The following is a 24,742-nucleotide window of genomic DNA, read 5'->3' as shown; positions in this document are numbered from 1 at the left end:
GTCGACAAGACCGGAATCAGGCAGGTTTCGGGAAGCATCGCAACGGGTAAACGTCATTTCGATGAGCACCCGAACCCGTCGGTATGGCGGTGCACCCGCCGAGACTCGGGACGCCGATTCGGCGATGCGCCGCGACACTGTGGGTACGGCCATCGGCAATTTCATGGAGTGGTACGACTTCGGTGTCTACGGATACATCGCCACCACCATCGCGCAGGTGTTCTACCCAGGCAACAGCGCCAGTGCAGTCCATCTCGTCGCCACGTTCAGCACGCTGGCCGCAGCGTACGTGGTTCGGCCGCTCGGCGGGTTCGTCCTAGGTCCGCTCGGTGACCGCGTCGGGCGCAAGCGGGTGTTGGTGATCACGATCGTGCTGATGGCGTTGGGGACCACCATGACCGGCTTGCTGCCGGGCTACGGCACCATCGGCGTCTGGGCGCCGATCCTGCTTCTGGTTGCCCGGATATTCCAGGGCCTGTCGACCGGCGGCGAGTTCGTCGGTGCGATGACCTATCTCGTCGAGCGCGCGCCTACTCACAAGCGCGGAATGATGGTCGGGTTCCTGCCCTTGGGCAATCTGGTCGGGTTCGTGATCGCCGGGTTGTTGGTGACGGCATTGCAGGCCACGCTGCCAACCAGCGAGATGCTGGCCTGGGGCTGGCGGATTCCGTTGTTACTGGGCGCACCCGTCGGCGTGCTCGCTCTCTATCTGCGATTGCGGATCGAGGAGTCACCCGCCTACGAACAGCTGGGCACTCACACCGATGCGCCGTTCGACCGCGGCTGGCAGCAGTTTCGGCGCACGGTGGTGGGGCAGTGGAGGCCGATGATCATCTGTGCGGCGCTTGTGGTCGCTTCGCAGGTGCCTGACTTCATGCTCACCGGGTATTTGCCGACATATCTCAAAGTGGTTGTGCACGTTGGTAACACGGCTTCGTTGGTGATGATCGTCGCGACATTGGCGATCCTGATGGCGACCGTGGTGCTCGTTGCGATGTTGTCCGACCGGATCGGCGTCAAGCCGATCATGTGGACGGGCTGCGGGCTCCTTGTGGTGGCGTCGATCCCGGCATTTCTGCTGATGAGCTCGGGCGGGATCTTCCTCGTCGTCTTCGTCGGGGTGCTGCTGGTCGGACTGATGGAACTGTGTTTCGACAGCACCACGCCCTCGGCGCTGCCGGCTCTGTTCCCGACCGAAGTGCGCAACGGGGCTCTGGCCATCTCCTACAACATCGCGCTATCGGTGGTGGGCGGAACCACCCCGTTGATCGCTCAAGCGTTGACGTCGGTCAGCGGCAATGCCTTGGCGCCGGCATACATGTTGATCGGCGCAGGCCTGGTGGGGACGCTGACTCTTCGATTCATGCCCGAAGTTGCCGGAAAGCCTTTGCCGTAGGAAGGGCCGAGCGGCGACCGACAGGCTCGATTGCAAACAACTCGGAGCCGAGGGTATCGCCGCGCATGCTGTGTATGTCAGCATTGACATGGCCGGTAGCGGTTAGCTGGAGCGAGACGCTGGAGCCGATATGGACGTCATCAAATTGATCCGGGGCATGCGAATGCCCCACCTCGCCGGGGTTGCGACGATCATCGCCTCGGGGTTGCTGTACGCACCTGCTCCGTCCGTGTCCGCCCAGCCGTGCCCCGATGTGGAGGTCGTGTTCGCCCGTGGGACCAGCGAGGCACCCGGCGTCGGCATGGTTGGACAGTCATTCGTCGATGCCGTGCAGTCGCAGGTGGGTGGCAGGTCGGTGGCGGTGTATCCGGTCAACTACGCGGCGAGCAGCGATTTCGGTAACCGCCTGGAGTTCGTCCAAAGCGTTGTCGACGGAGTCAAGGACGCAGCCGCCCATGTTGAGGCCACCGCGACGAACTGCCCGAACACCAGGATCGTGCTCGGTGGCTATTCCCAAGGTGCTGTCGTGTCGGGATTCACGACCGCGAACGCCATACCGAAAGACATCCCTGCCGATCTCGCGCCTTACGCGTGGTATGCCCCCAAGCCGATGCCGCCATCGGTCGCGAACCACGTCGCGGCACTCGTTTTGTTCGGAAAACCGTCGGCTCAGTTCATGGGGGAAATCGGCGCCCCGCCGATACCGATCGGGCCGGCGTATGCGGCCAAGACGGTCGAAATGTGCGTTCCCGACGACACCATCTGCAATGGCGCACCCGGTGGTGGTCCCACCTTCGCGCACATCACTTACGCGGCGAACGGGATGGCTGAACAAGGCGCGGCATTTGCCGTGGGAAAGCTGTAGCCACCAATCTTATTGCCCGCGAATCATATTCACCGCGTTTGGCCGCGGAGGGCGTCGCAAGCACGGCGCAGGTGGGCCTTTTCGACGGAGTTGGTGGCTAGGGCGGCGGCCTGGTCGTAGGCGTCGGCAGCTTCGGAGCTTCGACCGAGTCGCGACAGAAGAGAGGCGCGGACCACCTGATAGACGTGGTAGTCCGTCAGATCGAGTGCTTCCACCAGATCCAGCGCCGTCTGCGGGTCCTGCGTTTCGGCGACCGCCACGGCGCGATTGAGGGCGACGACGGGGGTTGGAGCGACGGCCATCAGCTGGTCGTACAGTACGAGAATCTGCGACCAGTCGGTAGCGGATGCGGTCGGCGCATCGCTGTGCACGGCATTGATAGCAGCTTGAATCTGGTACGGGCCCGGCCGATTCCGGAGCAGGCACTGGCGGACGAGCGCCTGGCCTTCGGCGATGAGGCCGTGGTCCCACCGGCCCCGGTCCTGGTCGGCGAGTAGGACCAGATTTCCCTTCGCATCCGTGCGGGCAGCACGTCGCGCGTCCGTCATCAGCATCAGCGCGAGCAGCCCCAACACCTCTGGTTCATCCGGCATCAACTCGGCAAGCAGCCGGCCGAGACGTATCGCCTCGTCGGTGAGATCGGCACGCACGAGGTCCACCCCGGCGGTGGCGGTATGCCCCTCGTTGAAGATCAGGTACACGACGGCCAGCACCCCGGGCACGCGGTCGGGCAGGTCGGTATCGCGCGGTACCTGGTAGGGGATATGTGCGTCGCGGATCTTGCGTTTGGCGCGCACAAGCCGTTGCGCGACAGTCGTTTCCGCGATCAGAAACGCGCGGGCGATCTCGTCGGTGGAGAGCCCACCGAGCAATCGCAGTGTCAGCGCGACCCGGGCTTCGAGGGCGAGTGCTGGGTGACAGCAGATGAAGATCAGGCGCAGGCGGTCGTCGTGCACGGGGCTCTCTTCGATCAGATCGTGTTCGGCCGCCGGGTACAGCAACGCTGCTTGGGTCTGCCGGTCACCCCGGACGGATTCCCTGCGGAACCGGTCGACGATCGAGTTTGCGGCGGTGGTGATGATCCATCCGGCCGGGCTTGGCGGTGGCCCGACGTGCGGCCAGCGGTCCAGGGCCTTGGTGAAGGCGTCCTGGACCGCTTCCTCGGCGAGATCGATGTCGCCGAATCGACGGACCAGGACAGCCACAGCCCGCGCGTACTCGCGTCGGAATACACCGGCAATTTCAGCGGGCGGCATCTGCCGCACGGTAGCGCTCAGCTCTTCACATCGCCCCGGAACGGGCGTACCTCGATGGGTAGAAGTTGCACGGCCTGTGCCTGTTTGCGCGCCCACTCAAGCGCGGAGTCCAAATCCGGCGCATTGATGACGGTGAACCCGCCCAGGTGCTCTTTACCTTCTATGTACGGGCCGTCCGTCGTCAACGGTGCCCCATCGCGGACCCGGACGACTGTCGATGCCTCTGGGCCGTGCAGCCCTCCGGAGAACACCCAGACGCCGGCCGCCCTCATGTCGTTCTCGACCACGGCCAGAGCCTTCATGATCGGCTCCAGCACCTCCGGTGGCGGCGGATCACCGACGGGCTGATGCATGGCAAGCAAGTAGTACGTCACCGACACTCCTCGATCAGGGGGCGACCAGATGCCACCCCTCACCTTCTACACGAATGGCAACCACCGTTATCGACAGTCATGCCACGGCAAGTTCTCGCGGTGGTGAAGGTGCAGGTCAGGCCTACCACCTGGCGTGTACCTGCTGCGGCTGCTAAGTGATTCTGAGCGGTCACATAGCGGGTACTTAACTTCGCTAAGTAATGTCAGGTGTCTGCCGCCAACTTCGTGCCTGGGACGTCTCGTCCAGAAGGTCGGATGCCTCGACAACGTGGCTGGCGACTATTCAACGACGGATGCGCGCCCCGGTGCGCGAGAGGAGTTGTTTCGACATGAGAACACAAAAACTGCTGGCCGGCATGGTCATTGCGGGCGGACTCGCGGCAGCAGCGGTCACTGTCGGCGCCGGTTTCGCTGAGGCTTCGCCCGGTCCTGCGGTTGGTCCGCTACCGGCCTGGGGCGATCCCGGGTGGGGACACCACGACCACGGATGGGGTGGCGGACCCGGTTGGGGCGGCGGTGGACCGGGCTGGGGTCGCGGTGGACCCGGTTGGGGCGGCGGCGGTCCGGGCTGGGGCGGCGAGGGCCCCTGGGGACCGGCCGGATGGGCTGGCGGCTGGCAGCCGCCGGGCGGAGTCTGCGTCGGCGACTTCTGCATCTAGATTTTGTTGAGCCCCAGCGGTATTCGGCCGTGATAGGCGCGGGTGGTCAGCTCGTCCAGACCACCTTGTCGGTGCCCACGGCGTCCCGATAGATGACGCTGTCGGGCGCGGTGCCACTTCTTACGTCGAAGTAGATCCTCCCGGTTGTCTGGGCACCCGGCGCAAGCGGTTGGTTGGGCAGGCCGTCCGCCTCGCCGCCCTTCATGTCCGCATAGGTCGAGCTGTTGACAGCCCGTGCGTTGAAATCGGAAATGTTCGGGGTCGGGGAGCCGCTCACAGCTTGGGCGGTTACATCGGAGAACCACACGCCGTCATTGTGGCCGCTTGGTTGCAAGTTGCTGACGGTGTAGGCGATGGCCCCGCCGGGACTGGGAATCTCTTCGGTTTGGCCAAACTGCGTCGTTGTCGGGTCGGCGATCGCCGGCGTCGCCGCCAGGATTCCGGCCGTCGCGATCCCAGCCGTAACTGCGATCGTTTTCAACGCGATCTGCGAGAACACCACGGGAAACTCCTTCTGCCGTACTCCTGCTGTCCAGGAGTGGTTGGTTACTGTTTCAACTCAGGGGTATCCAGAACTCGGGTATCCAAACCTGCTCGGCGTGCCGGAAAGCTCAGTCCGGCTCGGTCAATTCGGCGTCGCTCATGGCGTCGCCAATACCGGGTTCGGGCGGGATCGCGGCCAAGGTTTCGCAACGGTTTCGGTTGGGCAAAGGTACGGCAGCTTACCCGCGGCGCGAATGCTGACATCGCTATCTTGCCTCTAGTGTTGGCTGCTATGGCCGGACTGAACAATTACGTGAAGCGCTGCCGCACAGCGCTTCACGTAGCGGTGTCGGCATTGATGGTTGCCATCTTCGCATTCGTCGGCGCGCCCGCAGCTCATGCAGCCGCGGCGACATTGTCGGTGTCACATGCGTGGCAGACGGGTTTCATCGCCCACTTCGCCGTGGTCAACTCGACTGCTGTACCGATGAGCGACTGGCGGATCGAATTCGACTTGCCGGTTGGGGAATCCGTCTCACACACGTGGAACAGCACCCTGACCCAATATGGGACGCACTACGTGCTCACCCCTGCGAACTGGAATCGCGTCATTGCGCCCGGTGGTTCAGCCACGGGTGGCCTCAGGGGTGTGCTGAGCGGCTCCTACACACCGCCGTTGAATTGTGTGCTCAACGGTCAATATCCTTGCGCCTCGAGCTAACTGCGCATTCAGGCTCGACCACTCCGAGACCCACCAGTTCGGCCACGCACTCGTGGTACATGGCATCACGAAAGCCGTTGTTGTGTAGGAAGTTACGGAACGTCGCGTGGTTCATGGGTATCGTCGCCTCCGGAGCGGCGCATCGGTAGCGGAGATGGCAATCTTGGCGCAGCATTGCCGAATCCGTGCCAGGGTGTTGATGGCACATTGCATCGACCCGGGAGAGCGGAATGACGACGGTTTTGATCACGGGAGCCGGCACGGGCTTCGGTCACGAAGTTGCGATGCGGCTTGCTGAGAAGAACTTTGACGTGATCGCGGCGGTGGAGATCTATGCGCAAGTCCAGACGCTGAAGCGACAGGCGGCGGACCGGGGCGTCACACTGCGGGTCGAGAAGCTCGATGTCACCAACGACGGCGACCGGCGCAAAGCACTGGGTTGGGGCGTGGAGGTCCTTGTCAACAACGCCGGCCTGGGCGAGGGGGGATCGGTCATCGACATTCCGGCGGCGAACATCCGCAACCAATGGGAGGTGAACGTCACGGGGCCGCTGTTGCTGACCCAGGGGATCGCGAAGCAGATGGCGAAGCGCGGCAAGGGCCGCATAGTCTGGGTTTCGTCCCGTGAGGGCCTGAATGTCAACCCGTTCACCGGCATCTATGCCGCCTCCAAGCACGCCGTCGAGGCGATCGCCGAAACGATGAAGCTCGAACTGCAGGAGTTCGGGATCGAAGTTGCCACGGTCAATCCTGGGCCTTTTCTGACCGGTTTCAACGACCGCATGTTCCAGACGTACGAGAGTTGGGAGGACGATGCCTCCGAGCGGCTTTTCGACTACTCGAAGCTTGCGTTCCCGCGGGCGCAATTCGACCCGGAGGAGGTGTACGCCACCATGACGGCCGTTGCCGCCGGTGAGATCGACACCTATCGCAACCTCGTACCGACGGTGATGATCGAAGAGACGAAGAGTCTCATCGAGGCCCCATGGCACAAGAAGACGACGGACGGGCTCGGCAGTCGCCCTGACCAGATCCAGCACTCACTCGACATGGAGCCGGAAACTCCCGTTTCGTAGGGATCAGCGCCGAAGGCAATCGTCGTAGCAGAACTGGAAATCGCCACGGTGATGCTCGCAGATCGACCGGCATTCACCGATCGGCTTCGCGCTCGCCAGGGGTGCGAAGGCGAGCCACGCGGCAATGAACGCGAGCAGCACACGCCTGGTACGAACCATCGTCAAACCTCGTGAAATCCGCTCGGGTAGGGAATGCCGGTACGCGTGATCCGAGCTGGCCATTCATTCACCATAGCCTGTCCGCCGCGCTTCCTGCCCTACGCTACGACAATATGAGCCCAATGTCGTTGGTGCACAGGGGGAGTCGGATTTGTGTTGCTGGTAGCCCGCCCACCGTATCGCTCCTGCTGTCAGGCATCATCCCTCCTGCTGTCAGGCATCGAACCAGTTCGGATGTGCCAGGGGAGATGCCTTGGCCATTGGCACGTTCTGGGTGTAGTAACGCAGCGAACGGCAGGGGGTTAGGTGTGGCGGGCTGCTTCTTGGGCTAGTTGCACACGGCCGGTGAGTCCGAGTTTGGTGTAGACGTGCGTCAGGTGGGTTTGCACGGTGCGCGGTGATACGAAAAGCCTCGTGGCGATGTCCTTGTTGCCGAGTCCTTCACTTACCAGCCCCACGACGTCGCGTTCGGCGGGGGTGAGCGATTCCCAGCCGCAGGCCGGGCGTTTGCGTCGGCCGCGGCCACGCTGGGCGTATGCCATCGCTTCCTGGGTTGACAGAGCGGTGCCCTCGGCCCATGCGGCGTCAAAGTCATTCTTGCCCAAGGCGTCTCGCAACGCAGCGACCGAGGCTTCATAATCGCCATCCCAAACCTTGAACCGCACCGCGCCCATCCGCTGCCGGATGGCGGAGGTCGCGCCGAAAAGCCGGGCCGCTTCGCGGTGACTGCCGCGCTGGCCGGCGAGGGTGCCGAGGTGTTCCAGAATGTCGGGGATGCACTGGTATGCCTCGACTTCGGCGGCGATCGCTAGCGCGTCGTGAGCGTCGTGTCCGGCCTGCTCCGGCTCACCCTGCGCGATAGCCACCCGGGCGCGCGTGGTCAGCGCCCACGCCAGCCACGAGCCGGTCGCCGTCGCGATCACGTCGTCGGCGCACCGGCGGGCCGCGATCAGATTCCCGCCCGCCTGTGCGACCTCCACACCAATCGCGCGCCGCCCCATCACCTTTGGCAGGGCATTCAGGTACGGCGCGGCATCGGTCGCATCCTGCGCAGTCGCAGCGTCTCCGGCAGCCAGGGCGGCGGCAGCCAACGCAATGTAGCCGCCGCCCGCTTTGAGCCCACCCAGCTCGGCGGCGGCCTCGATGGCCGCGTCGGCGGCGTCCCGGGCCCCGCCCGTGTCGCCCTGATATGCGAGTGCGACGCCCTGGAACGTCAGGCTGTCTGCCCTGCAGATTTGATCGTGGGCTGCCTCGGCCTCGGCGGCGAGCTCACGAAATTGTGCGACGGCTCCGGCCACCTCTCCCGTAACCGCCTGCGCCAGTCCGAGGCTCATGCGGCACCGGCGCGACGTGAACCGGTCACCAGTCGCCTCGGCCAGGTCGCGTCCTTGTTCGGCGGCCGCCCGCGCCTCGATCGGGTAACCCGCCAGGATTGCCGCAGCTGCCTGCGAGGCGAGGATCTGACTGAGCCGCCAGCGATCGCCTGAGGCCCGGGCCGGGCCGAGCGCCTCGGCAAAATACCCGCGAGCCATCTCAGAATTGGTGTAGGCAGCGGTGTATCCACAAGCGGTGAGCGTGTGAGCCAGCAAGTCCGGGTTGTCGAGTCCGCGGGCGATTGCCAGGGCTTGTTGGGCCTGATCGAGGCTGTCGGCGCCTTGGGCCCAGGTGGCAAGCACGGCTCTGTCGGCGAGCGCCCGGGCGCGCACCGCGCCCGTCGCTTCGGGGCGCCGGGCGTCGTCGCCGGCCAGGGCGTTGTCGAACCAGGTCAGCCCCTCCCTGAGGCGGCCCCGCGCATGCCACAGTGGCTGCAGGGACGAGGCGAGCGTCAATGCCAACTCGACGTCGGAGTTGTCGAAGCTCCACGCGAATGCGGCGCGCAAGTTGTCAATCTCGATGTTGGCCTGCTCGAGATGCTGCTCGTGGTTTCCGCCTGCCGGCGCGTCGAGCAGCGCCGCCAGCGCTGTGTAGTGATCCCGGTGACGTGAACGTACGGTGTCGGCCTCGCCGGATTCGCCGAGTTTTTCCAACGCGTATTGACGCACCGTCTCCAACAGCCGGTAGCGAGTCCGTTCCCCACTGTCGTGGGCCACGACCAGTGACTTGTCCACGAGCAGGGTGAGCAGATCCAACACCTGGAAGCGCTCCACCGTGTCCTGCCCGACGATCGCTTGGGCGGCCTCGAAGTTGAAGCCGCCCACAAACACTGCCAGCCGGCGAAAGAGCACTCGTTCGGGTTCGGTCAACAGGGCGTGTGACCAGTCCACAGAGGCACGCAGTGTCTGCTGGCGGCGCACCGCGGTGCGTGTCCCACCGGTCAGCAGCCGGAACCGGTCATGCAGGCTGTCGAGTATCTCGGACAGCGACAAGGCGCGCACCCGAGCCGCGGCCAGCTCGATCGCCAGCGGCAGCCCATCCAGACGCGCGCAGATCTCGCCTGCCACTGCGGCATGGTCGGCGCTGAGAGTGAAGTCGGGCCGAGCGTGGCGGGCCCGGTCGGCGAACAGTTCGATCGCTTCGTCGGCCAGCGACAGTGACGGCACGCGCCAGCTCATCTCACCGGCCACGCCGATCGCCTCACGGCTGGTTGCCAAGAGCGTCAGGCCCGAGCACGCCGCGAGCAAGGCGACGACCAGCGCGGCGCAGGCATCTAGCAGATGCTCGCAGTTGTCCAGCACGACCAGCATCTGACGACCGGCGATGAAGCCCAGCAAGGTGTCGATGGTGGAGCGGCCCGGCTGGTCCGATACCCCCAATGCGCGGGCCGCCGCAACTGGAGCGAGCCTGGGGTCAGCGATGGGCGCCAGATCTACGTACCAGACACCGTCGATGAACCCATCGGCCAGCACGGAGGCGACCTGGATCGCCAGCCGGGTTTTGCCTACCCCGCCCGCACCGGTCAACGTCACCACCCGGTTGTCGGCCATCAGTTCCCGTAGCTGGCTCAACTCCGCGTGGCGGCCCACAAAACTGGTCAGCTGCGCCGGAAGATTGTTTTTGACAACAGCTTTCGATGTCCGTAACGGTGGGAACTCGTTGACGAGGTCGGGATGACACAGTTGCACGACTTGTTCGGGACGGGGCAGATCGCGCAACGGGTGGGTGCCCAGATCGGTCAGCCAGACGCCCTCAGGTAGTCGGTCGACCACCAGCGGTGCGGTCGCTCCCGACAGCACCGTCTGGCCGCCGTGGCCCAGATCGCGCAGCCGCGCGGTCCGGTTGATCGTCGGACCCGCGTAGTTGCCTTCATCGCGCAACTGGATCTCGCCGGTATGGATGCCGATGCGCAACCGGATCGGCGCGAGTGGTGCGCGCTGCAACTGCAGAGCCGTCGCCACTGCATCAGACGCGCGGGCGAAAGCCGCCACGAAACTGTCGCCCTCACCCTGCTCGACGGGGCGCACCCCGTCGTGGGCGGCGATGATCTCCGGCGCCGACTGATTCAGCCGCGCGATTGCTGCGGTCATCTCCTCGGGTTGGGTCTCCCACAGCCGAGTGGAGCCTTCGACGTCAGCCAGTAGCAGCGTCACCGTTCCGGTCGGCAGGTCGCTCACGCCCAGCTCGCTCCAGTTCATTACCGGCGTCCGTGCGCACGGCTCAATGTCGCTCATGTTAGCCAGCGTGCGCGCGGCGCGTAGTGCAATACATCAGCGCAAACGCGCAGATTGCAGCCGTCGGGCACGTATACGACCCCCGGATATACGACCGCCGGCCTGGCAGATCTACGCGTACTGGCCGATGGTCTTGCTGCCTCGCCCGACACATAGTCGATCCAATCGAACCCGAGGGAGACCACCGTGACCTTGCACGCTGTCGGCACCAACAGTCCCACTGTCTTTGATGCTGGGTTGCCGACGATCGCTTATGAGCAGGACCACGACCCCGCGGAGGCGCACCGGCACATTCGGCAAGCCCGCATGCAGGGGCCGATTGCGCTGGGGCCACACGGGCCCGAGGTGTTGAGCTACGAGCTGGTGCGCACCGTCTTGCGCGATCCCCGGTTCCGCGTACCCAAGGGAGTTGTGCTTGCGGCACAAGGAATCACCTCGGGGCGGATGTGGGACAGGGCCACCACGGGAATGTTGAGTCTGGACGGCGCCGAACACCACCGGCTGCGCCGACTCGTCTGCAAGGCATTCACACCACGGTCAACTGCACGGTTGCAGACCACGATCGTCGACGTCATCAGTGAATTGGTCGACCCACTGACCGCCGAGGGGCACTGCGACGTCGTCGCCGACATCACCCGCCGGTATCCGATTCCGATCATCTGCGGACTGCTCGGCACTCCTCGCTGCGACTGGCAATTGTTCTCCGACTGGGCCGAGGACATCTTCAAGATCTTCAACTGGAACGCTGCCAACGACGAGCCGGTCATCATGGCGGCCTCCGACCAACTCGACGCCTACATCAACGACATGGTCGCCGAGCGGCGCCGCAACCTCACCGACGACCTGATTTCTGAGCTGATCCGTGCCGAGGACGACGGTGATCGACTCACCAGCCACGAGCTCACCACGCTCGCGGCGACCCTGCTGATGGCAGGCACCGACACCACCCGCAATCAACTGGCCGCCGCCGTAGGCACTCTGTGCGATCACCCCCAGCAGTGGGCCCTGCTCGCTGAGCATCCAGAGCTCGCGCCGCGGGCAGTCGATGAGCTGATGCGCCACAGCCCCGTCATCTTCGCCCCATTCCGTATTGCCACCGAAGACGTCCAACTCGGGGAGGTCACCATTCCCGCAGGCACCTTCGTGCTGCCCAACATCGCCTCGGCCAACCGTGACCGCGCCGTGTACGACGACCCCGACCGACTAGACATCACCCGCACGAGTCCGCCGGCCCTGCTCAGCTTCGGCGGCGGCGTTCACCACTGCCTTGGCGCACACCTCGCCAGACTCGAACTCGCCGAAGCCCTCACCGTCATCACGCGCCGTTTGCCCAACCCCCACCGCGCCGGCCCGGCACCCTGGAAGCCCCTCGTCGGAATCACTGGGCCGACAATCCTGCCCATCGAATTCGACCCCGGACATTCGCGCACTCCGGCAAGCGACTTGGCGACGATCGGCTGATCGGTTGACTAGTTGGTGTCGGTGAGGCCGTACAACTCGGCGAATGGGTCCCACGTGGGATCGCGGTGTGCCGAGTACTCAATATGGTTCGCGACGCGGTCAGCCGTGTCGTCTCCATGCAGAGACCGGATCAGGGCGGCGGTCATATCCATGCCGGCGGTGACTCCCGAGGATGTCCAGCGGTTCCGATCTTCAACCCACCGAGCTTGCGGAATCCAGGTCACCGTTTGCCCGTGACGTGACGCCCAGCCGAACGCGAATTTGTTGGATGTGGCCCGGTATCCATCGAGTAAACCGGCCGCCGCAAGCAGCGCCGATCCGGTGCATACCGATGTCACCAACTCCACTGACCTGGCGAAACCCGCTAGCCAGGAAAGGAATTCGTCATCGTTGACCAGTGTACGAGTGCCTTGCCCGCCAGGAACCATCACAATGTCCCCGGCGTGAGCGGTCAGATAGCTTTGTGTTGCTAGGACGTCAACGCCTTGCTTACTTCGGACAGGGCCCACCTCGGGACCGACCATCGTGACAGTGAACAAGTCAGGTAACGATCCGAAGAACTCCACTGGGCCGCACACATCAAGAAGTTCGAACTGGTCGAACAACACTATCGACACTTCGCGACGAACACTGGTCACAGCCTTCACTCCCATGCTCACGCTGCTGATGAGACTCACACGCTAGCCAACACCGAGTGCACAATGCCACCGAATTGTGTTGCCGCGCCCGAGGGTTATGGCGAGCGTGGGGGCCGAGTTCGCCTCAGTAGTGACCGTTGGCGATCCGTTCGCGGTCAGGTCATGTTGGCGGCGAGTTGTCCGTCCGCGCCGAATAGCTCAGGCTTCCAGCGTTCGAGCAGGGCGGTGTTGTCCACGTCATTCGGGTGGAACCCCACCTTGTTGTACTGCCGAAATCGTTGGCGCACGGACCGTTTGGTGAACGGTGAACGGCGCAGGGCCCAGAGGCTACGAATCAGCCGCACCGGGTTGTAGGTGGCCGGGTCTGTCAGCAGTGACAGCGTGGTGAACAGCACGACGCTGCCGAAGAAGGTAAACGTGATCATTCGCATGGTCCAGATGCGGCGTCGCTCGGTGCCACCGACGGCCCGGTACACGTCGAAGGCGACTGCGCGATGCTCGGATTCCTCATAGGCATGCCATAACAACATCTTTCGCACCTCGGTGGACCCCAGCAGGGCTCGCGCGTCCTCGTCTCCAAGTAGCGTTTCGGCGAACACGGCGGTGAAGTGTTCAAGCGCGGCTGTTATGGCCAGGCACGTGATCGGCGAGAATATACGTTCGTCCCGTCGCAGCGACTGTCCGGTAAGCCGGTCGTTGAACCTGGTGGGGTAGCCCATCTGTTGCAGCCGCTCGTTGAGGGCTACGTGCTCGCGGCTATGCGTCACCTCCTGTCCGATAAAGCCTTTCACCTGTTCCCTCAGTACCGGGTGAGTGACCTGATCGGCGTAGTTGCGCACCGACCGGACGAAGAAGTCCTCGCCTTCGGGGAAGGTAGCGGACAGGTAGGCGACGATGTGGCTCATCACCAGGTCGCCCTGGACGTAGTGGCGACGCAAGCCGCCTTCGGGATAGTCGAAGTGGATGCGCCGCGCACGGACGAGCTGACTAGAGTTTTCAGTCACGAGTGTCTCCGAAGGTTGGTTCCAGTTGGGTCAGCATTGCGAGAAAGAAAGTGCGGACCGCGGCGACCTTGTCGCGGTGGTCCGCCTGGGTCATGTCGTATAGACCGAGCCCGTCGTAGAGCGCGGTGATGGTGCGCAGGAGCACACTGGCGTGCGGACTGGTGGCGATGTCGGGGACGAATTCTGTTGCCGACGTGCGCAGTAGCTCGATGTATGTGTCGTCCCAAGTCGACATCAATGCGCGCAGTTCGGAGTCATGCCGAGCTGCGATCGACAGTTCCATCAATGCCCGACATTCGGGTTGTTCGTAGAACGACCACAAGATGTCGAGTGCAGCCGTTGGTGTGCGCTTGTCCGCGTCGAGTCGCGCCATCCGCGACTCGAAATCTAGGGCGCGCTTGGCCACCAAGTGACTGGCGGCCGCATTGACCAGTGCTGCCTTGGTTGGAAAGTGGTGAGCTAGTGCTCCACGGGACACCTTGGCCCGACGGACGACGTCATTGGTGGAGGTGCCTGAGTAGCCCTTGTCGACGATGCACCACAGGGTGGCCTCCAGCAGCCGCAACCGCATGGCCTCGACGCGCTCGGCGCGAGGGATGCGAATCCGTTCGTCGGAGCGTCGCGTCCGGGTTCTGGCTGACACCATGCCGCAAAAGTAGACCGTTTTTAACAGGCAGGCAACCCTGCCTGTAAAAGACGACGGCGGGTCCGCCTGTAGTCTCCTGACGAGTAGTAGCCCCCCGATTTGAGGCGGTTTTTGGTGGCGACGCGCGCGATGAGGCCGGCGCCGTTGTGCGGGTTGCCGATATTGAGGGTGCGCAGGATGCGTTCCAGTGTTGCGGCGAAACGCAATTCGCAGCCCAGGTCGGTGGCGATGGCCAGCCTGACGTCGCTGTCGTCTTTGAGGTGCGCTCGCAGTGGATTTGTGCGGCGTCGGTGGATCGTGATTCGACGCTGTAGGCCGTCCCGGCTGAAGTGAGACGTTGTAGGCCGTCCCGGCTGAAGTGAATCGAGCGATTGCGGCGACGGATAGCATGAAACGGAACTAATTCGTATCGGTAGGGAACGTGCATGGAACTCGAAAGCGGTGACGCTGCTGGCGCGCCCCGACGACTTCGTCGCGTGGCGCGCCGACGAGCTTTCGCGCTCGCCGGAAAATGACCTCTGCCGGGTGCTGCGTCAGATCCTCGGACGCACGCAATGACTGATCCGCGGCGGGACGTTGAAACGGTGGCCTGTCTCGGCTCGAGTACCACCGCATCCAAAGGAACTTACAAATGGATTGACGAGCTGGAAGAACGGCCCGAAAATGGCCACTTTCGATTCGTCAACCTCGGTGTGGGCGGGGATCTTTCGTTCAATACCGTTCGGCACCTTGACCGAGTGATCGCACTGCGGCCCGACCGGGTTATCGTGCTCATCGGGACGAACGACATCATGGCGAGTGTCTTTCCAAATTTCCGGCGATTCGTACGGGTCAGTAAGGGGATCACCGAAGAACCGTCGCCCGCGCGGTTCGAAGAGAACCTCGCCATCATCGTGCGCAGATTGCAGACAGAGGCCCACGCCCGAGTCGGGCTGATTTCCCTTGCTCCGGTCGGAGAAGATCCAAGTTCGGGCCAGCCGATCCAGGCGCAGCTCAACGACCTCATCAACACCTACAACGGCATCATCCGCGACGCCGCCGTGATCGGGTCCACGGACTACATCCCGTTCAATGAGGCCTTCCAGGAGCAACTCTCACGTGCGGCGACGACACAGCCATTCACCCGTTTCTCGTTCGCCTCGTTCTACCGCGACTACCTGTTTCGGGAAATGATCCTGCGGCAGAACTTCGATGAGATCGCTCGACGCAACGGTTGGCAATTTCACATCGACGGCATTCACCTCAACACCAACGGCGGCCGCGTACTCACCGAGACGGTGCAGCAGTTCTTGGATTCCTGATCTACGACGTCGTCGTGCCGGACTTCGACAAAATCATTGAACGGTCAGCCCAATGGCATTGGCCGATGATGGTAGTCGCGGCGGATGAATTGCGTTGTGGTGTAACGCCAGTGGGATCAACAGTGTCGGCACAACTGTGGGCGTGTGCGATCAAACCTTGACAGCGTTCCATGCCGACCTGGCGAGGACCGGTGCTGCGCCGAGGACGTCGAAATCCGTCGGCCGCGCAAGCCACAGCCTGGCGTACTCGACGCAGGGTCCCATCCAGAGCGCTTGGCACAACCGGGGCGGTAAGGGTTTGATGCGGCGCCCCTGCACGTGCGGTTGCAGCCAAGCGCTGGCCTCGCTGTAGAACTGTTCATTGAGGACGCAGATCGCCTTCCGAGACTCCTCGATTACCTCGTATTCGCGGCAATGAAATAGATAGCGCGCCCGCGCCTCGTTGGACACGACCCACTCCAGGTGGGTGCGCACGGACGCTTCGATCCCGCCGCGTGCGCTCGTACTGCCCTGCAGGGCAACGAGATAGGCGTCGAAATAGTCGCGGAGTGTGGCGATGTACAGCTCGGCAGCGACACCTTCTTTACTGCCGAAGAAGTGGTAGATGCTGCCCACGCTGGCCCCCGATTCGCGGTGGAGAGCCTCGATGGTGGTACCCGCCACCCCGTTCTTGAGAAAAACCGTCAGCGCTGCGTCGAGGATGGCACGCCGGCGCGGAGCGCCAGTCTGCGTGGCGGTGGGCATCACCGCACCATACCGGAGTCGGACGTTGACTAGTAATTTATTCTAGAATAATGTTCGGCTCAACGAGCTGCCAGTACCCGGTGGATCGATGATCGGAAGGCTGAGTCAATGATCGCTAGCACCGACGAGGGCACGAGTAGTCAAGTCCGGCGGGCGAATCCGATCGATGTGGTCCTCGGTATCGCCTGCGTGACCTGGGTCGTGATGACCACATGGTCGGGGATCCAGACTGGCGGCGCAGGGCTGCCGCTTGTCCCGCAGACCATCACGTCACTGGCGCTTGTGGTAGCGGTGTTCGGGCACATGCTCAAGCATCTGGGCGTCAAACTTGCCTCTGCGTACTTTGTGATGGCGACGATGGTGGAGTGGGCATTCGAGCAGGCCAACATCAGTTTCGGCGGGTTCATCTGGGGCGATCTGCGCTATGGCCACTTGTCGATGTTGGGTCCCCACATCGGAAGCGTCCCCCTGCTCGTTCCGGTCGCGATGACGGCACTACTGTGGCCGGTCTACGTGATCATCAACGTGGTGCTCGACGGAAAGATCGTGGTCAATCCGCGGACGTTGCGGCCGTGGCAAGTGGTGTGGCATTGCGTGCTCTACGGGATGTTGCATGCCTGGATTGCCTTTCTTGCCAACGGTTTCTGCACGAAGTTCGGTGTGTATGAGTGGGTCGGCAAATCCAAGGCCTTATCGCCGCAGGACTCCTTCTTCGGCGATCCGGCGCTGCCGTTGGGGTGGACGGTCTGGGGCTTCGTCGTCACCCTTGTCATCTCATTCGTGCTCATCCCCGTACTGGGAAAGGATGCGCTCGCCTGGTCTGCGACCCGCCGACTCAGCTGGGTTGACGCTGCGCCCATCGTGGTCATCGGGTCCTACGCCTTCGCGCTGTTCCTCAACCCGGTGAACCAGTCCGTCGGCAGCGTCATTCTTTTCATGTTCGGGTTCATCTCGCTGTTGGCCCTGTACCGCTTTGTGGCAATCATGTTGGAGCAGAACGGTTCCAGCGCGACGCTCAAGGCATCGGTGCACGGTTCCCGATGACTACGGCGAGTTCCTCGCTGGCGCAGCTCCGCGCCGAGGGGTACGTCGTGCTTCAGGAGGTACTGGGCGCCCGTGAAGTGGACCTCATTCGCGCCGAGATGGCACCGTTGCTGATGTCGGCACCATTCGGCCGCAACGACTTCGAGGGCCTGCGGTCCCAACGGGTCTACGCATTACTCGCCAAAGCTCCGTCGACTGCCGTTCTCGCGACACATCGTCATTTGGCGGCATTGCTGGATCAGCTCCTGCGCCCGGCGTACCTACTCTCGGCGCACATTGCGATAAATGTCCATCCGGGGGAGACGGCGCAAATGCTTCATCCAGACGACGGGCATTGCGCCCTGCCACGCCCGCGACAGCACCTTGGTGTGTCTGCCGTGTGGGCGCTGGACGACTTCACATCCGCGAACGGTGCCACCGAGATCCTTCCGGGTAGCCATCTTTGGGGAGGCGAGACTCCTGCCGAGTCCGACCCGCGAATTCGCAAGATCGAAATGAGCGCCGGCTCGGTCGTGGTATTTCTGGGCACCACCTATCACCGTGGCGGTGCCAACCTCGGTGACACGACCCGGTTGGGCATCACGACGCAGTTCTGCGAGCCGTGGGTACGACCGATCGAGACGATGACGCTGGCCGTGCCTCCTGAGGTCGCCGGCCAGTACTCGCCACGTGTACAGGCCATGCTCGGTTACGGACTTTACCCGCCCTTCATCGGCTACGTCGATGGGCGCGATCCTCGTCGTCTGGTTGAGCCCACGGCCCACTGATCGCACCAGCGAACATTGGCATATCCTGTCGCGCAGGGAAATAAAGCGACGGTGTGCTCGGTAACAGACACGTCTGCTGAATGATGTTTGGCAGCAGTGCAATTCGCAATAGGTCGACTTTTCCTCGTGATCGCCGTATTCGATTCCGTCGTATCCTCGGCGTAGAAGGCAAGCTGCCGTCGCGTCCGTAGTGGGCCGTGCCTCAGGCTGGGATCGGTGACGTATCGCTGTGCGCTGTATAGGTAATTCAGAGGTCGCACATAGCTGGTAATTAAACTAGCTAATCAAACTGGACCACAGTTGCTCAGTTGGGACGTGGGGCAGTCGCAGAGGCTGACGCTTCACCGCCGCAAAGAGTGGCCGGTTTTGACGACAACAGAAGCGTGCCGGGCACGCGAAAGGGAGTTTTCGACATGAGAGCACGCAAAATGATGGCCGCCATGGCGATTGCCGGTGGGTTGGCGGCGGCAGCGGTTGGCGTCGGTGCGGGTACGGCTGCGGCGGCACCCGGCCCGGCAACGGGTCCGGTCCCGGCCTGGGGCCCTGGGGGACCAGGTTGGGGGCATCACGACCATGGCTGGGATGGAGGCGGCTGGAACCCGAACGAAGGTCCCTGGGGGCCGGCCGGCTGGAACGGTGGCTGGCAGCCGCCAGGTGCCGTCTGCCTGGGCCAGTGGTGCGTCTAGCCGCACGGGCCGGCTAGTTCTACCTGGGCCAAAGGTGTTGCGCCGGAGCGGAGTCAGTCGGCATGCGCGGCATGAAGACGGGATGGCTTACCGGGGACGGCAGGTTCTGAGGTAACTCAGGAACGAGGCCTGCAGGCCAGTCACGTGCGTTTCGCGGAGGACCTCGCTGGTGACCGCTCCGCTGCGTGAGGTGAGGCGGTGAAGGACGGTGGCCGTGTTCTTCGCGAGGATTTGGTAGATGGCCAGTTCTCCGAGAAGCTCTCGGTCGTTGAAGGTCACGTGAAGCTTGCCGGCAGGCCGGCTGTCACCCATCTCTTGGAGCTGGGCGAAGACCTGACTGTCTTCAGAGACGACGCCGGGGCTGCCCGCTCCGATGCTCTCGAAGAGGGTGCTGCCGGTGAGCCACGCGTAGAGGCTGAACAGTCCGCCGTAGGAATAGCCGAATAGGCCGTGACCGCTCGCGGCTGTGCCGTAGTCGCGAGCGATCCGCGGGTGCAGTTCCGCGGTTAGGAAGCTCAGGAATACATCGGCGTGGGTGTCGCGTAGTTCGGCGAGGTAGGCGTCGGCTTCCTCGCGTGTCCTCGCGCCCGCTTGCAATCCGATCTCCACGGCATCGACGAGTTCCTTGGCGATCGGCTCGCCGGGTGGCACTAAGTCTCTGTTGCGCAGCCGATCCCAGTCCTGTGCTTCCTCGCCCGCGTAGCCGACGCTGACTTGGATGTAGGGCTGGATCCGTTGCATGGGGTCCATCTGGGTGACGATGAGCGGAGCCGTCATGCCCACGGCCCAGTTGCCATCGAGCACATATACGACAGGCGCTTGCGTCGTGGCGCGGTCGTAGCCCGGTGGGGTGGTAACCCAGACGCCGTAGTCATGCCCACCGCTGGAACGGATCTCGAAGTAGTCGGTGTCAGCGAGACAGCCTTGCCACATGGCGCCCATCGCAGGTCTTCCCTCCGCCGTTTGCCTGCAATCATTCTTTTCCAATGGATAAACTGCGGGCGTGATCCTGTCAAGCACGGAACGAAAGGGTGATGCTCGCGAGCGTCTCCTTACTCGGCTTCTCGACGCCTTCGATGGGAGCCTTCCTGCACCGGAGGTCTCGCTCCGTGAGATCGCTGCCCGGATCGAGACCAGCCACGCCCTTCTGCGATATCACTTCGGGTCACTCTCCGGCGTCTTGGCCGCCATGCTTACCGTGCAGCGATCTCGTGACAACGAGGTGCTTTTCAAGATCGCCCAGCAGGGCACCTTTGACGACCTCGTCGTGGCGATCTGGCGGGCCTACGCCCGCCCGGAGCAGTTGTCGCGTGTCCGCGGCTTCTTTCACGTCGTAGGACTCGCCGCGTACCGCCCAGGGGACTTTCGTGAGTTCATCGACTCGCTCGGTGACCTGACCACGATGCTGGCCTCGCTCGCGGAACGCGAAGGGCACGACACCAAGGAAGCGCTGAGCATGGCCACCGTCGCCATTGCGGCGATTCGTGGCCTGCTCTTGCAAGAAGTTCTGACTCCAGCAGTCCACTCGGAGGGCGCGGTCGCCTTGCTCCTGTGCATGCGCAAGGGCCGATGCGCCCCTCGCGCATGTCCGGGGCCTTGAGCAACCGCTAGGCGCGGAAGCGCACAGTGTCCCGCCATCGATTGCCCGTGACATCGACGAATGTGAAACCGGCAGGTTCGGCCAAGTCTCGTAACTCGGCGACGCTCAGCCGGTCTGGGTCGGGGAATTCCTCGTGGAATATCAGCAGCCCACCGGGTTTGAGGACGCGCTTGAGCGAGCCGAGGCAGGCTGCTTTATCGGGCACCTCGCCGATCACCTCAGCCAGAAACGCGACGTCGAAGCTGGCGTCGTTGAAGGGCAGGGGAGCGCCGGCGTCTCCGGCATGAGTACCGATGTCGGGGTAGCCGGCCCGCGCCAGCTTCCGCTGTGCCTTGCCGAGCATCTCCGGTTGCAGATCGAACAGATCTAGGTGTCCGTCAGTGAGCCGCCGGGCGATCTCTACGCTGAAGAATCCAGGGCCCGGCCCGAGTTCAAGGACCCGCTCGTGGCCGGTCAATCCGATCGCTTCGATGGCGTCGGCCGGGTTCTCCAGCATCCGGCGTACCGGATTGTCGAGGAAGAACGCGGCTTGATGCGGATATGGAAAGTTGCCGACAATCCCGCGGAGAACGCGCAGCAGGTCGTCGGCTTTGGTGGTCGTCATGCAGAGTAAGGGTACCCTTACTTCTGGCGGTTGTGGGCGGTTCCCTGCGGGAAGGGCGACGACCGTGGGCGTGGCGCGGTCATCTGGCCGATGGCGCCGTGAAGCGCACGTTTTTGGTCGTGGATCACCCGTTGTCCCGCCATGCGACCACCTGCTTGAGAGATGTGAGGTCGTAACCGTCGTCGGAGGTGAGTTCGGTCTGGAACAGCGTGACGCCTGTTTCGCGGAAGGCGTCGGCGCTTCGGGCGTTCTCCCAGAGCGTCGAGCGTTCGATATCGGCGCCGTTGCGGCCGAACGTCGCTGCTAGCTCGTCGACGCGGTCGCTGGACTTGCGGAACGCATCGAGGTCCTGGAACGCGTGCCAGATGTCGGCGTGCCTGGCAACGGCGGGCAGCGAGCGCTTGGGCCCCGTGCCGCCGATGAGGATCGGTAGCTTGCGCACGGGAGGCGGAATCAGTGCGGCGAGCCGGTCTTCGATGCGGATCAGGCTCTCGTCGAACAGATCGAAGCGAGAGCCGAAGGTGCCGAAGTCGTAACCGTAAGTGGTGTAGTCCTTTTCGTACCACCCTGCACCGAGGCCGAGAATGAGCCGGCCGCCGCTGATGTGGTCGACGGTGCGCGCCATGTCGGCGAGCAGATCCGCGTTGCGGTAACCGACGCCGGTGACGAGGAGTCCGATCTCGGCGTGGGAGGTGATCTCGCCCCATGACGCGAGCGCTGTCCAGCCCTCAAAGTTGGCGACGTCGGGCTGGTCGTCCGAGAGGACGGGCTTGCCATCGACGATGGCTTCCATCGCCGGGCGGTGGAAGTGGTCGTAGCCGAAGATTACGTCGACACCGAGGTCGTCAGCGGCCAGGACGGCGTCGCGCCACGTGGGGTAATCGGGCGTGCCGCCGGGCTGGATCTGCACGGCGACGCGGACAGGACGGGTCATGGATGCTCCTGGGTCGGGGAACGGGCGACTATTGAGCCAAGTTCACCGGGTCGGGTTTTATTCCGGATCGGCAGTTCGATGTCGGTAGAGCGTTCGCACAACACCGAAGAGACGCAACGGGTTTCAGCCTGATGCGGGTTACTGGTAACTCTGAATATTTGATTTCTGCATAATCCATCCCGGGTCAGCTCAAGAAAAGCGTGGCCCGGTGCCGTCGCCGAGCGTGCTGCTGAGTCCGGGCATGGGCAGTCTTGCCCGCTCTTCGAGCTCGATGGCGGCGACCATTCCGGCCAGGCCCCGCCCGACAACGACGACGACAGCGTCCATGGCGCTAGCGCCATCGACTAGCACCTCGGGCTCAGGCGTTCACTCCAATGGCTCGGGCGTGAAGGTGACGTCGACAGCGCCCACGGTCATCGTCACCTGACCTTCCATCACCATCACCTGCGCCGAGACCCGTCGATCGACAGTCTGGGCCAGTTGCCGCACCGATGCGTGCGGTATCTGCACCACCGACAGGTTTGGCAGCCCCGCCACTTTGGGGCCGACGGTGCGCCACCAGGTGGACACGCCGGCGGCGAACGGGAAGAGCAGCACCTGGTCGGCCTGGCTGGCCGCCTTGCCCAAGGCGCGTTCGTCGGGCTGGCCGACGGTGATCCACTCCAGGATCCGGCCGGTGTAGTCGGCGAGCCGCAAGTCCGGTACACCAGGGGTGGACAGACCTGCCCCGAACGCCAACTCACCGTCGACGTCGCTGAGTCGGTGTGCGCGAAGCCCAAAAGCCAACAACCGCACCACCATCCGCTCATCGGTCTCACTGGGATGACGGGCCACGGTCAGCGCGTGATCGGCGTAGTAACCGTGATCGACATCGGAGACGCCAAGTTCGACTTTGAATACTGTTGCAGAAAGGGCCACGTCATAGTGTCCACCCTGGTGGTGTTTCCCGAGTAGTCAGGCCGCTTCGACTGGTCAGGCGGCCGCGCCGGCCGGGCAACAGGGCGAGTGATAATTCATCAGATGAAAACGGCGACGTTTACTGGTAACCCGCCATATTCGATCCCGCCGTATCCGTCACGATATGAAGCAGCGATTCGGGAGGAACGCGGCAGGGGAGAGGCGCTGACTGCTGGCTAGGTCGCGACCGGCTTCCGGGAGTTGCCGGACGCCGCCAACCATCCGGTGTTTACGCCCGCCGCGTTGTGACGGTTCAAGCGACACTGCTGACGATCGCGATAACCAGCCCGCCCAGGGTCAGCGCCCCGACCATCACCGCGGCGACGATTGCCCGGCCCCGTCGCTCCCGGCGTACGTCGTAGATCGCCACCGCGATGCCGGCGAAGATCAACGCTGCATAGGTCGCCAGCCCCACCGTCATCGCCGCCGTTGACGCGGCGCTGGCCAGGGTCAGGTTGTGCACGCCGTGAGCCTAAGGCGCAAACGGGCAGGTCGTACGAACCTGGTTAGATGCGCCATAAATCACTGGCGTCGAGGCGCTTTGATCAAGTCAATCTGACGTCGAAAACGGCGTACCCGCCGTATTCGCACCGATGCGGAATGTCCAATCGATTGAGGGGTAGCGCGGGAGAGGTCCAGCGGGCAGGCAGGCTTTTCCAGTCGGTGGTTCAGAGCTTGTTGGCGAGCACGTCGAGGTAGCTGATTTCGGGCGGAGCAGCGAACAGTTCGTCGGCGCGTTCGCCGAGGGCCTTGCCGACCGGCCCATTGAGATGTGTTTCGCGGGCGGCCTGGTCTGGGAATGCATCGATGATGCCGAACGTCGAGGGACCGAACCGTACCGCGAACCATGGCTTCGTGCCGGGCTCCTGCTCGACGAGTGGCAGCGCCGATCGTAGGAATTCCTCGATAGCGTCTTCCTTGCCAGGTTTGGCTTCGAGTCGGACCAGCAGCGCCTTGGTGGCCATGTCGGGTCTCCTGTTCGAGGTGGTGGACATGGTCCAGCATCACACCATCGACCGGGTGAAGGGAAGGAGCCGCACTATCACAGCGCCCACTGCGACGAGAGGATGTCCCGAGTTCCTGGAACTTCGGTGGCGGCCCGGTGAGCATCAGGCCGCGTTCATCTCGCCATGGTGCACCACGGGTACGACAGATTTGGCGGTCTCGCGTTCGAGCGCGGCACGCAGGGTCGGTAGGTGCAGGTGACCGTTGACGCCCGTCGATCATCAACGCGACCAGATTCCAGCCCGGACAGCTCCGCCGTGAGCAACTCGGCCAGAGCGGTTTCAGTCATCGCCACGAACCGCCGCGACGCCGCCGACTTGGTTGTCGCCGAGGATGTTTGGGTGACCTGCACCCCGACCGGCTCCAGCCCGACCGGGTAGCGCCGCGTGGAGAGCCCGGCAAGCATCTTCTGCATCACCATCTTGCCCAGGATCTCACCAATCCTCGCCGAAGCGGTAGGTGAGAGTCACACGAACACTGCGTGATTCATCTGATGAAAATGCAATCGTTTACTTGACATAATGTCCCTTATCGGCGTTGCGCTGAACTGGGCGAAGAGGCGGTGTGTCCGGCTGTCCGATCTAGATGTCCAATCCAGGATTCGTTGAGAGCAATCCCCGACGAAATGCGAGCTGCCGAAGTTGCCCTGTTTTCCAGATCCATTTGAGAGTTGCGTAGGCCCACGTCTGCGCACGTTTTTCTGATGCAATTGCTGGCCAGGCTGCCTAAACCTGGTCGATTCCACGACTATCTG

28 protein-coding genes and 1 pseudogene are annotated in these 24,742 nt (G+C 63.5%); 12 read left to right on the top strand and 17 right to left on the bottom strand.

From position 1 onward, the window contains the following. The first annotated feature begins 124 nt into the window (after positions 1-124). Together ABIA30_RS04770 and ABIA30_RS04765 are read left to right on the top strand one after the other, a co-directional pair. Entirely contained in the window at positions 125-1,396 is a 1,272-nt protein-coding gene (locus ABIA30_RS04770) for an MFS transporter (RefSeq protein ID WP_370063338.1), read from the top strand. A 130-nt stretch (positions 1,397-1,526) separates the two neighbouring features. Next, positions 1,527-2,261, top strand: a complete 735-nt coding sequence (locus ABIA30_RS04765) for a cutinase family protein (RefSeq protein ID WP_370062546.1) — start codon at positions 1,527-1,529, stop codon at positions 2,259-2,261. 29 nt (positions 2,262-2,290) lie between these two features. Here ABIA30_RS04765 and ABIA30_RS04760 read toward each other — a convergent pair whose 3' ends face one another. After that, positions 2,291-3,517: an RNA polymerase sigma factor gene (locus ABIA30_RS04760; protein ID WP_370062544.1), complete on the bottom strand. Its 1,227-nt coding sequence runs from the start codon at positions 3,515-3,517 to the stop codon at positions 2,291-2,293. A gap of 17 nt (positions 3,518-3,534) precedes the next feature. After that, the gene (locus ABIA30_RS04755) at positions 3,535-3,891 is read right to left on the bottom strand and encodes a YciI family protein (protein WP_370062542.1); all 357 of its coding nucleotides are present in this window, start codon (positions 3,889-3,891) and stop codon (positions 3,535-3,537) included. 329 nt (positions 3,892-4,220) lie between these two features. Between ABIA30_RS04755 and ABIA30_RS04750 the strand changes: the two genes are divergently transcribed. Beyond that, on the top strand, positions 4,221-4,550 hold the full coding sequence (locus tag ABIA30_RS04750) for a hypothetical protein (protein ID WP_370062540.1): 330 nt from the start codon (positions 4,221-4,223) through the stop codon (positions 4,548-4,550). A gap of 46 nt (positions 4,551-4,596) precedes the next feature. Here ABIA30_RS04750 and ABIA30_RS04745 read toward each other — a convergent pair whose 3' ends face one another. Continuing rightward, entirely contained in the window at positions 4,597-5,052 is a 456-nt protein-coding gene (locus ABIA30_RS04745; protein WP_370062538.1) for a DUF1942 domain-containing protein, read from the bottom strand. Between the two features lie 273 nt (positions 5,053-5,325). Here ABIA30_RS04745 and ABIA30_RS04740 point away from each other — a divergent pair, with 273 nt between their 5' ends. After that, positions 5,326-5,754, top strand: a complete 429-nt coding sequence (locus tag ABIA30_RS04740; protein WP_370062536.1) for a cellulose-binding domain-containing protein — start codon at positions 5,326-5,328, stop codon at positions 5,752-5,754. A gap of 230 nt (positions 5,755-5,984) precedes the next feature. Continuing rightward, entirely contained in the window at positions 5,985-6,830 is an 846-nt protein-coding gene (locus ABIA30_RS04735) for an SDR family oxidoreductase (protein WP_370062534.1), read from the top strand. Positions 6,831-6,833: 3 nt separating this feature from the next. On the opposite strand, the gene ABIA30_RS04730 is transcribed toward ABIA30_RS04735, so the two are convergent. Next, positions 6,834-7,052 (bottom strand): hypothetical protein, encoded by a 219-nt coding sequence (locus ABIA30_RS04730; RefSeq protein ID WP_370062532.1) that lies wholly within the window; start codon positions 7,050-7,052, stop codon positions 6,834-6,836. Between the two features lie 239 nt (positions 7,053-7,291). Continuing rightward, positions 7,292-10,561, bottom strand: a complete 3,270-nt coding sequence (locus ABIA30_RS04725; RefSeq protein ID WP_370063336.1) for a LuxR C-terminal-related transcriptional regulator — start codon at positions 10,559-10,561, stop codon at positions 7,292-7,294. A 222-nt stretch (positions 10,562-10,783) separates the two neighbouring features. Between ABIA30_RS04725 and ABIA30_RS04720 the strand changes: the two genes are divergently transcribed. Then, positions 10,784-12,058: a cytochrome P450 gene (locus ABIA30_RS04720; protein WP_370062530.1), complete on the top strand. Its 1,275-nt coding sequence runs from the start codon at positions 10,784-10,786 to the stop codon at positions 12,056-12,058. A gap of 8 nt (positions 12,059-12,066) precedes the next feature. Here ABIA30_RS04720 and ABIA30_RS04715 read toward each other — a convergent pair whose 3' ends face one another. From ABIA30_RS04715 to ABIA30_RS04705, 3 genes are all read right to left on the bottom strand, one after another. Beyond that, positions 12,067-12,711 carry a DJ-1/PfpI family protein gene (locus ABIA30_RS04715; protein WP_370063334.1) on the bottom strand — a complete coding sequence of 215 codons (645 nt, stop codon included), beginning with the start codon at positions 12,709-12,711 and terminating at the stop codon, positions 12,067-12,069. A 140-nt stretch (positions 12,712-12,851) separates the two neighbouring features. Next, positions 12,852-13,700 (bottom strand): metal-dependent hydrolase, encoded by an 849-nt coding sequence (locus tag ABIA30_RS04710; protein WP_370062528.1) that lies wholly within the window; start codon positions 13,698-13,700, stop codon positions 12,852-12,854. Further along, the gene (locus ABIA30_RS04705; protein ID WP_370062526.1) at positions 13,693-14,346 is read right to left on the bottom strand and encodes a TetR/AcrR family transcriptional regulator; all 654 of its coding nucleotides are present in this window, start codon (positions 14,344-14,346) and stop codon (positions 13,693-13,695) included. Before ABIA30_RS04705 ends, ABIA30_RS04710 begins: the two co-directional genes overlap by 8 nt. Positions 14,347-14,787: 441 nt before the next feature. On the opposite strand from ABIA30_RS04705, the gene ABIA30_RS04700 reads away from it, so the two are divergent. Next, on the top strand, positions 14,788-14,904 hold the full coding sequence (locus tag ABIA30_RS04700) for a hypothetical protein (RefSeq protein WP_370062524.1): 117 nt from the start codon (positions 14,788-14,790) through the stop codon (positions 14,902-14,904). Further along, a complete protein-coding gene (locus ABIA30_RS04695) occupies positions 14,901-15,647 on the top strand; it encodes an SGNH/GDSL hydrolase family protein (protein ID WP_370062523.1) in 747 nt (248 codons plus the stop codon). Before ABIA30_RS04700 ends, ABIA30_RS04695 begins: the two co-directional genes overlap by 4 nt. A gap of 150 nt (positions 15,648-15,797) precedes the next feature. Here ABIA30_RS04695 and ABIA30_RS04690 read toward each other — a convergent pair whose 3' ends face one another. Continuing rightward, entirely contained in the window at positions 15,798-16,391 is a 594-nt protein-coding gene (locus ABIA30_RS04690; RefSeq protein WP_370062521.1) for a TetR/AcrR family transcriptional regulator, read from the bottom strand. A 108-nt stretch (positions 16,392-16,499) separates the two neighbouring features. Here ABIA30_RS04690 and ABIA30_RS04685 point away from each other — a divergent pair, with 108 nt between their 5' ends. The 3 genes from ABIA30_RS04685 (at position 16,500) to ABIA30_RS04675 (ending at position 18,888) form a co-directional block, all read left to right on the top strand. Then, positions 16,500-17,435 (top strand): hypothetical protein, encoded by a 936-nt coding sequence (locus tag ABIA30_RS04685; RefSeq protein WP_370062519.1) that lies wholly within the window; start codon positions 16,500-16,502, stop codon positions 17,433-17,435. Beyond that, the gene (locus ABIA30_RS04680; RefSeq protein ID WP_370062517.1) at positions 17,432-18,202 is read left to right on the top strand and encodes a phytanoyl-CoA dioxygenase family protein; all 771 of its coding nucleotides are present in this window, start codon (positions 17,432-17,434) and stop codon (positions 18,200-18,202) included. Before ABIA30_RS04685 ends, ABIA30_RS04680 begins: the two co-directional genes overlap by 4 nt. A gap of 413 nt (positions 18,203-18,615) precedes the next feature. After that, on the top strand, positions 18,616-18,888 hold the full coding sequence (locus ABIA30_RS04675) for a hypothetical protein (RefSeq protein ID WP_370062515.1): 273 nt from the start codon (positions 18,616-18,618) through the stop codon (positions 18,886-18,888). Positions 18,889-18,975: 87 nt separating this feature from the next. Here ABIA30_RS04675 and ABIA30_RS04670 read toward each other — a convergent pair whose 3' ends face one another. Further along, entirely contained in the window at positions 18,976-19,821 is an 846-nt protein-coding gene (locus ABIA30_RS04670) for an alpha/beta hydrolase (RefSeq protein ID WP_370062513.1), read from the bottom strand. 70 nt (positions 19,822-19,891) lie between these two features. On the opposite strand from ABIA30_RS04670, the gene ABIA30_RS04665 reads away from it, so the two are divergent. Then, complete coding sequence (locus ABIA30_RS04665; protein ID WP_370062511.1) at positions 19,892-20,488, top strand: TetR/AcrR family transcriptional regulator; 597 nt, start codon at positions 19,892-19,894, stop codon at positions 20,486-20,488. Positions 20,489-20,495: 7 nt separating this feature from the next. Here ABIA30_RS04665 and ABIA30_RS04660 read toward each other — a convergent pair whose 3' ends face one another. From ABIA30_RS04660 to ABIA30_RS04630, 7 genes and pseudogenes are all read right to left on the bottom strand, one after another. Further along, positions 20,496-21,092 carry a class I SAM-dependent methyltransferase gene (locus ABIA30_RS04660; RefSeq protein ID WP_370062509.1) on the bottom strand — a complete coding sequence of 199 codons (597 nt, stop codon included), beginning with the start codon at positions 21,090-21,092 and terminating at the stop codon, positions 20,496-20,498. Between the two features lie 124 nt (positions 21,093-21,216). Further along, positions 21,217-22,026, bottom strand: coding sequence for an LLM class F420-dependent oxidoreductase (locus ABIA30_RS04655; protein WP_370062507.1), 810 nt, complete (start codon positions 22,024-22,026; stop codon positions 21,217-21,219). Positions 22,027-22,215: 189 nt separating this feature from the next. Beyond that, complete coding sequence (locus ABIA30_RS04650; RefSeq protein WP_370062505.1) at positions 22,216-22,353, bottom strand: hypothetical protein; 138 nt, start codon at positions 22,351-22,353, stop codon at positions 22,216-22,218. A 39-nt stretch (positions 22,354-22,392) separates the two neighbouring features. Further along, positions 22,393-22,944, bottom strand: a complete 552-nt coding sequence (locus tag ABIA30_RS04645; RefSeq protein WP_370062503.1) for a YaeQ family protein — start codon at positions 22,942-22,944, stop codon at positions 22,393-22,395. A 292-nt stretch (positions 22,945-23,236) separates the two neighbouring features. Beyond that, on the bottom strand, positions 23,237-23,446 hold the full coding sequence (locus tag ABIA30_RS04640) for a hypothetical protein (RefSeq protein ID WP_370062501.1): 210 nt from the start codon (positions 23,444-23,446) through the stop codon (positions 23,237-23,239). Positions 23,447-23,651: 205 nt separating this feature from the next. After that, a complete protein-coding gene (locus ABIA30_RS04635; protein ID WP_370062499.1) occupies positions 23,652-23,948 on the bottom strand; it encodes a putative quinol monooxygenase in 297 nt (98 codons plus the stop codon). Positions 23,949-24,198: 250 nt separating this feature from the next. After that, positions 24,199-24,424: pseudogene (locus tag ABIA30_RS04630) on the bottom strand (IS256 family transposase); the annotation flags it as partial. Positions 24,425-24,742 lie beyond the last annotated feature (318 nt).

This window comes from Mycobacterium sp. MAA66 (assembly GCF_041261665.1).
Classification (GTDB): Bacteria; Actinomycetota; Actinomycetes; order Mycobacteriales; family Mycobacteriaceae; genus Mycobacterium.
The sequence above is the reverse complement of the archived record's forward strand: the minus strand, read 5'-3'. Positions and strand labels throughout refer to the sequence as shown.

Excerpts from the sequence above, each read along its gene's own strand:
- ABIA30_RS04735 (WP_370062534.1), top strand. The coding sequence starts at position 5,985 with ATGACGACGGTTTTGATCACGGGAGCCGGCACGGGCTTCGGTCACGAA.
- ABIA30_RS04690 (WP_370062521.1), bottom strand. The coding sequence starts at position 16,391 with ATGCCCACCGCCACGCAGACTGGCGCTCCGCGCCGGCGTGCCATCCTC.
- ABIA30_RS04730 (WP_370062532.1), bottom strand. The coding sequence starts at position 7,052 with ATGGCCAGCTCGGATCACGCGTACCGGCATTCCCTACCCGAGCGGATT.
- ABIA30_RS04760 (WP_370062544.1), bottom strand. The coding sequence starts at position 3,517 with ATGCCGCCCGCTGAAATTGCCGGTGTATTCCGACGCGAGTACGCGCGG.
- ABIA30_RS04765 (WP_370062546.1), top strand. The coding sequence starts at position 1,527 with ATGGACGTCATCAAATTGATCCGGGGCATGCGAATGCCCCACCTCGCC.
- ABIA30_RS04695 (WP_370062523.1), top strand. The coding sequence starts at position 14,901 with ATGACTGATCCGCGGCGGGACGTTGAAACGGTGGCCTGTCTCGGCTCG.
- ABIA30_RS04740 (WP_370062536.1), top strand. The coding sequence starts at position 5,326 with ATGGCCGGACTGAACAATTACGTGAAGCGCTGCCGCACAGCGCTTCAC.
- ABIA30_RS04770 (WP_370063338.1), top strand. The coding sequence starts at position 125 with ATGCGCCGCGACACTGTGGGTACGGCCATCGGCAATTTCATGGAGTGG.
- ABIA30_RS04705 (WP_370062526.1), bottom strand. The coding sequence starts at position 14,346 with ATGGTGTCAGCCAGAACCCGGACGCGACGCTCCGACGAACGGATTCGC.
- ABIA30_RS04725 (WP_370063336.1), bottom strand. The coding sequence starts at position 10,561 with ATGAACTGGAGCGAGCTGGGCGTGAGCGACCTGCCGACCGGAACGGTG.
- ABIA30_RS04655 (WP_370062507.1), bottom strand. The coding sequence starts at position 22,026 with ATGACCCGTCCTGTCCGCGTCGCCGTGCAGATCCAGCCCGGCGGCACG.
- ABIA30_RS04670 (WP_370062513.1), bottom strand. The coding sequence starts at position 19,821 with ATGTGGCAAGGCTGTCTCGCTGACACCGACTACTTCGAGATCCGTTCC.
- ABIA30_RS04715 (WP_370063334.1), bottom strand. The coding sequence starts at position 12,711 with ATGGGAGTGAAGGCTGTGACCAGTGTTCGTCGCGAAGTGTCGATAGTG.
- ABIA30_RS04635 (WP_370062499.1), bottom strand. The coding sequence starts at position 23,948 with ATGGCCACCAAGGCGCTGCTGGTCCGACTCGAAGCCAAACCTGGCAAG.
- ABIA30_RS04650 (WP_370062505.1), bottom strand. The coding sequence starts at position 22,353 with ATGGACGCTGTCGTCGTCGTTGTCGGGCGGGGCCTGGCCGGAATGGTC.
- ABIA30_RS04685 (WP_370062519.1), top strand. The coding sequence starts at position 16,500 with ATGATCGCTAGCACCGACGAGGGCACGAGTAGTCAAGTCCGGCGGGCG.
- ABIA30_RS04675 (WP_370062515.1), top strand. The coding sequence starts at position 18,616 with ATGAGAGCACGCAAAATGATGGCCGCCATGGCGATTGCCGGTGGGTTG.
- ABIA30_RS04660 (WP_370062509.1), bottom strand. The coding sequence starts at position 21,092 with ATGACGACCACCAAAGCCGACGACCTGCTGCGCGTTCTCCGCGGGATT.
- ABIA30_RS04750 (WP_370062540.1), top strand. The coding sequence starts at position 4,221 with ATGAGAACACAAAAACTGCTGGCCGGCATGGTCATTGCGGGCGGACTC.
- ABIA30_RS04680 (WP_370062517.1), top strand. The coding sequence starts at position 17,432 with ATGACTACGGCGAGTTCCTCGCTGGCGCAGCTCCGCGCCGAGGGGTAC.